Genomic DNA, 4,026 nt, shown 5'->3' on the forward strand with positions numbered 1-4,026 from the left:
GGGGGGGGGGTTTTGAGTGGCGGGGGCGCGCGGCCCCCCCCCCCCGGGCGGCCCGCGGGGGGGCGCGGGCGGCCGCCCGGGCGGGGTCGGTCAGACCTCGGCGTACGCCGGGCCGGCGGCCCGTTCGGCGGTGGCCGCCGGACGGCGCAGGTACACGGCCCAGGTGAGGACGAAGCAGAGCGCGTACGCGGCCAGGAAGGAGACGAAGGCGGGGGTGCCGCTCTTCGCGGTGAGGAAGGACTGGCGGAAGGCCAGGTTGATCAGCAGTCCGCCGATCGCCCCGACCGCGCCGATCAGTCCGATCGCCGCCCCGGAGACCCGGCGCGACCACGCGGCGGCCGCCTCGGGGCTCTCGCCGGCCGCGATCCGGTCCTGGGCCTTGGCCTCGAAGATGCCGGGGATCATCTTGTAGGTGGAGCCGTTGCCGAGGCCGGCGAAGACGAACAGGGTGGTGAAGCCGGCCAGGAACACCGGCAGCGAGCGCACCGACGAGGCGTAGGTGACCAGTCCGGCCGCGGCGGCCATCGCGACGAAGTTCCAGAAGGTGATCCGGGCGCCGCCGAAGCGGTCGGCGAGCCGGCCGCCGAGCGGGCGGATCAGCGAGCCGAGCAGCGGGCCGACGAAGGTGAACTGCGCCGCCTGCAGTGGGGTGCGGCCGAACTGGGTCTGCAGCACCAGGCCGAAGGCGAAGCTGAAGCCGATGAAGGAGCCGAAGGTACCGATGTAGAGGACGGACATCAGCCAGGTGTGCCGCTCGCGGAACGCCTCGACCATCGCCCCCGCGTCGCCGCGCACCGGCGCCAGGTTGTCCATGAACAGGGCCGCGCAGAGCGCCGAGACGATGATCAGCGGAAGGTAGATGCCCAGCACCAGCCGCGGGTGGTCGGCGCCGGCCCAGCTGATCACCGCGAGCGCGACCAACTGGATCACCGGCACGCCGATGTTGCCGCCGCCCGCGTTGAGGCCGAGCGCGTAGCCCTTCTCGCGCTGCGGGAAGAAGGCGTTGATGTTGGTCATCGAGGAGGCGAAGTTGCCGCCGCCGACCCCGGTGAGCGCGGCCACCACCATGAAGGTGGTGTACGAGGTGCCCGGCTCCATCACGTACGCGGCCGCCAGTGTGGGCAGCAGCAGGAGCAGGGCGGAGACGATCGTCCAGTTGCGGCCGCCGAAGCGGGCGACCGCCATCGTGTAGGGGATGCGGACGAAGGCGCCGACCAGCGTCGGCATGGCGACCAGGAAGAACTTCCCGGCCGGGTCGATGCCGTACTCCTTGCCCATGAAGAGCACCATCACGGACCACAGGGTCCAGATGGAGAAACCGATGTGTTCGGAGAACACCGAGAACCACAGGTTCCGGTTGGCGATCCGCCGCCCGGTGCGCTCCCAGAATGCCTCGTCCTCCGGCTGCCAGTCCTGGATCCAGCGGCCGCCCGTTCTGTTCATGGTCCTGACTCCTCGCTCCGGTGCCTGTCGGCAACTGACGCTAGGAGTCCAGGGTTTCGGCATCGTTGTGTTCTGTGAAGACGGCGGAACCGTCCTCTCACCCACCGGACGGCCCGGCTGTGAGGCGCCCGCAACACACGGAAGCCGCCCTCCGGGTGGAGGGCGGCTTCCGTATGGACAACATGGGGTGGTGGAGATGCCGGGAATCGAACCCGGGTCCAGTGGAGTGGATTCAGGACTTCTCCGAGCGCAGTCCGCTGTGAGTTTCTCGGCCCTGGCGGTCACGCGGACAAGCCGCCAACAGGCCCAGCTGCTGTTTGGTTTCCCGCCCACCCCCGCAGCCCGGGTGGACGGTTGAGTTCCCTAGATTATGCCAGGATCCGGGTCGGGAACACCCCGGGCTGACACCCAAGCGCTTCTAGCTGTTATTAGGCAGCGAGAGCGAACTGCTGGGAATCGCTCTTAGAGTTGGCGATTATTTTTTTGCGACACGTGGTTAACGAGATCATTGCCGCGTTCCTCGGCTCGCTTCTCCTGTTTCGACGTCCCCTGTCGAAACCGATCATCCCCATGTTTTGTTGAGAAACAGCTGACGGCGGACCGTCGGTGTTGCTGGCGCCATACTACGCGAGGCGACCTGGAGGGGTCCAGCCGATTAACGCTGGCGGCGGCGTGCCGCGGCCACGGCCCGGGCCGTCTCGCGCGTGTCCTGCTTCTCGCGCAGGGTCTGGCGCTTGTCGTACAGCTTCTTGCCGACGCCGAGCGCGAGTTCCAGCTTCACCCGGCCGTCCTTGAAGTACAGCGAGAGCGGGACCAGCGTGTGGCCCGCGTCGCGGACCTTGGTCTCGATCTTGCGGATCTCCAGCTTGTGCAGCAGCAGCTTGCGCTTGCGCCGCGCCGCGTGGTTGGTCCACGTCCCCTGGGTGTACTCGGGGATGAAGACGTTGTCGATCCACGCCTCGTGGTTCTGGATGTACGCGTAGCCGTCGACCAGATTGGCCCGGCCCTCGCGCAGCGACTTCACCTCGGTACCGGTGAGGACGAGGCCGCACTCCCAGGTGTCGAGGATGGTGTACTCGTGCCGCGCCCGCTTGTTCTGCGCGATCAGCTTGGTTCCGGTTTCCTTTGCCATAACGCCCGCCATTCTCGCACCTCGCCCGCGCGCCGGGCAGCCCCTTTACGGGCGGGTCGGCTCCGCGGCCGGCCAGGTCGGCCCCGCGGCCGGGCGGGCGGGTCGGCTCCGCGTTCCGGCCTGGCCGGAACGCGGCGGCGCACGGCCCCCGGGCGGGTCCTCAGCGCCGGGTGCCCATGCCGGCGAGCACCCGCAGGGCCAGCGCCCCGGCGTCCTCGGAGGCCTGGGCGGGCACGTCCGGGATCAGTCCGGTGCCCTCCGGGGAACGGCCCGAGGGCGTGAAGTAGCGCCCCACGGTCAGCTCCAGCACCGCGCCGTCGGCGAGCCGGCTGGGCTGCTGCACGGTGCCCTTGCCGAAGGTCCGCCCGCCCACCACCAGGGCCCGGCAGCGGTCCTGGAGCGCCCCGGTGAGCAGTTCGGCGGCGCTCATGGTGCCGCCGTCCACCAGCACCACCAGCGGGGTGCGCGGGTCGCCGCCGGGCGGGGCGGTCAGCTCCCGCCGCTCGCCGCGCAGTTGGTACGAGCCGATCGGGCCGCCGTCCAGGAAGACCGCGGCGGTGCCGGCGGCCTCCTCGACCAGCCCGCCCGAGTTGCCGCGCAGGTCCAGCACCACGCCGGCGCGCGCGTCGCGCACGGCGGCGCGCACCTGCTCGGCCACGCCACTGGTGAAGGCCCGCACGGTGATCCGCACGACGCCGCGGTCGGTCCGCTCCACCAGCACCTGCTGGCTGTCCAGCAGGGTCCGGCGCAGCTCCACCTCCCGCGGTTCGCCCTCGCCGCGGGCCACCTCGACGGTGACGGCGGTGCCGACCTGGCGCTCGCCCTCGCGGCCGCGCAGCCGGGCGACCACCTCGGTGACCGGCAGGTGGTCGGCGGGCTCCGCGCCGACCCGCAGCAGCCGGTCGCCGGCCCCGATGCCGGCCGCGGCGGCCGGGCCGCCGGGCTGCACCTGGGAGACCGTGGTCGCGCCGTCCTGGCCGCGGCCCACGGAGAGCCCCACGCCCAGGTAGCGGCCGTCCAGCCCCTGACTGAACTCGGCGTACTCCTGCGCGCTGTAGTAGGCCCCCCAGCGGTCGCCGTTGGCGCCGATCAGCGACTCGGCCTGCTGCTGGGAGAGGGCGGCGCCGGCCGGATCCTGCCCGGCCGCGAGGGCCGTGGCGGTGGCCGGGGCGGCGTCCGAGGACGGCACCCGCGTGGTCCCCGAGGCGTCGCCCCAGGCGCCGGTGGCGGCGCCGGCCAGCAGTACGGCGCCGAACACGAGGCTGAGCGTCGCCACCTGACGTGCCCTGCGCGGAGTTTCTGGCATGTCAAGGGAGTCTAGACACACCCGCCGCGACCGGGGGCCGTTCCGGCCGAGGGCTTCTGAGTTCGACCTCCTCGACGACTCGGGCACATCGGCTGCGGCGTGACCCGGGGGCGCTACCTGATCGACAAGTCGGCCTTGGCGCGCT

At 71.6% G+C, this 4,026-nt stretch carries 3 protein-coding genes and 1 other RNA gene; all 4 read right to left on the reverse strand.

What is annotated here, in order from left to right; translation table 11 throughout:
• Positions 1–90: 90 nt before the first annotated feature.
• Positions 91–1,443: a nitrate/nitrite transporter gene (locus tag ACWEQL_RS41455; protein ID WP_452156656.1), complete on the reverse strand. Its 1,353-nt coding sequence runs from the start codon at positions 1,441–1,443 to the stop codon at positions 91–93.
• Positions 1,444–1,631: 188 nt separating this feature from the next.
• Positions 1,632–2,013: a transfer-messenger RNA gene (ssrA, locus tag ACWEQL_RS41460) on the reverse strand.
• A gap of 85 nt (positions 2,014–2,098) precedes the next feature.
• Positions 2,099–2,575 (reverse strand): SsrA-binding protein SmpB, encoded by a 477-nt coding sequence (gene smpB, locus ACWEQL_RS41465; protein ID WP_452156658.1) that lies wholly within the window; start codon positions 2,573–2,575, stop codon positions 2,099–2,101.
• Between the two features lie 160 nt (positions 2,576–2,735).
• Positions 2,736–3,881, reverse strand: a complete 1,146-nt coding sequence (locus ACWEQL_RS41470) for a S41 family peptidase (RefSeq protein WP_452156660.1) — start codon at positions 3,879–3,881, stop codon at positions 2,736–2,738.
• Between the last annotated feature and the right edge of the window lie 145 nt (positions 3,882–4,026).

It is taken from the genome of Kitasatospora sp. NPDC004240, assembly GCF_053603215.1.

Bases quoted from the DNA above. Each gene is read 5' to 3' on its own strand.
- ACWEQL_RS41470 (WP_452156660.1), bottom strand. From the start codon at position 3,881: ATGCCAGAAACTCCGCGCAGGGCACGTCAGGTGGCGACGCTCAGCCTC.
- ACWEQL_RS41455 (WP_452156656.1), bottom strand. From the start codon at position 1,443: ATGAACAGAACGGGCGGCCGCTGGATCCAGGACTGGCAGCCGGAGGAC.
- smpB (WP_452156658.1), bottom strand. From the start codon at position 2,575: ATGGCAAAGGAAACCGGAACCAAGCTGATCGCGCAGAACAAGCGGGCG.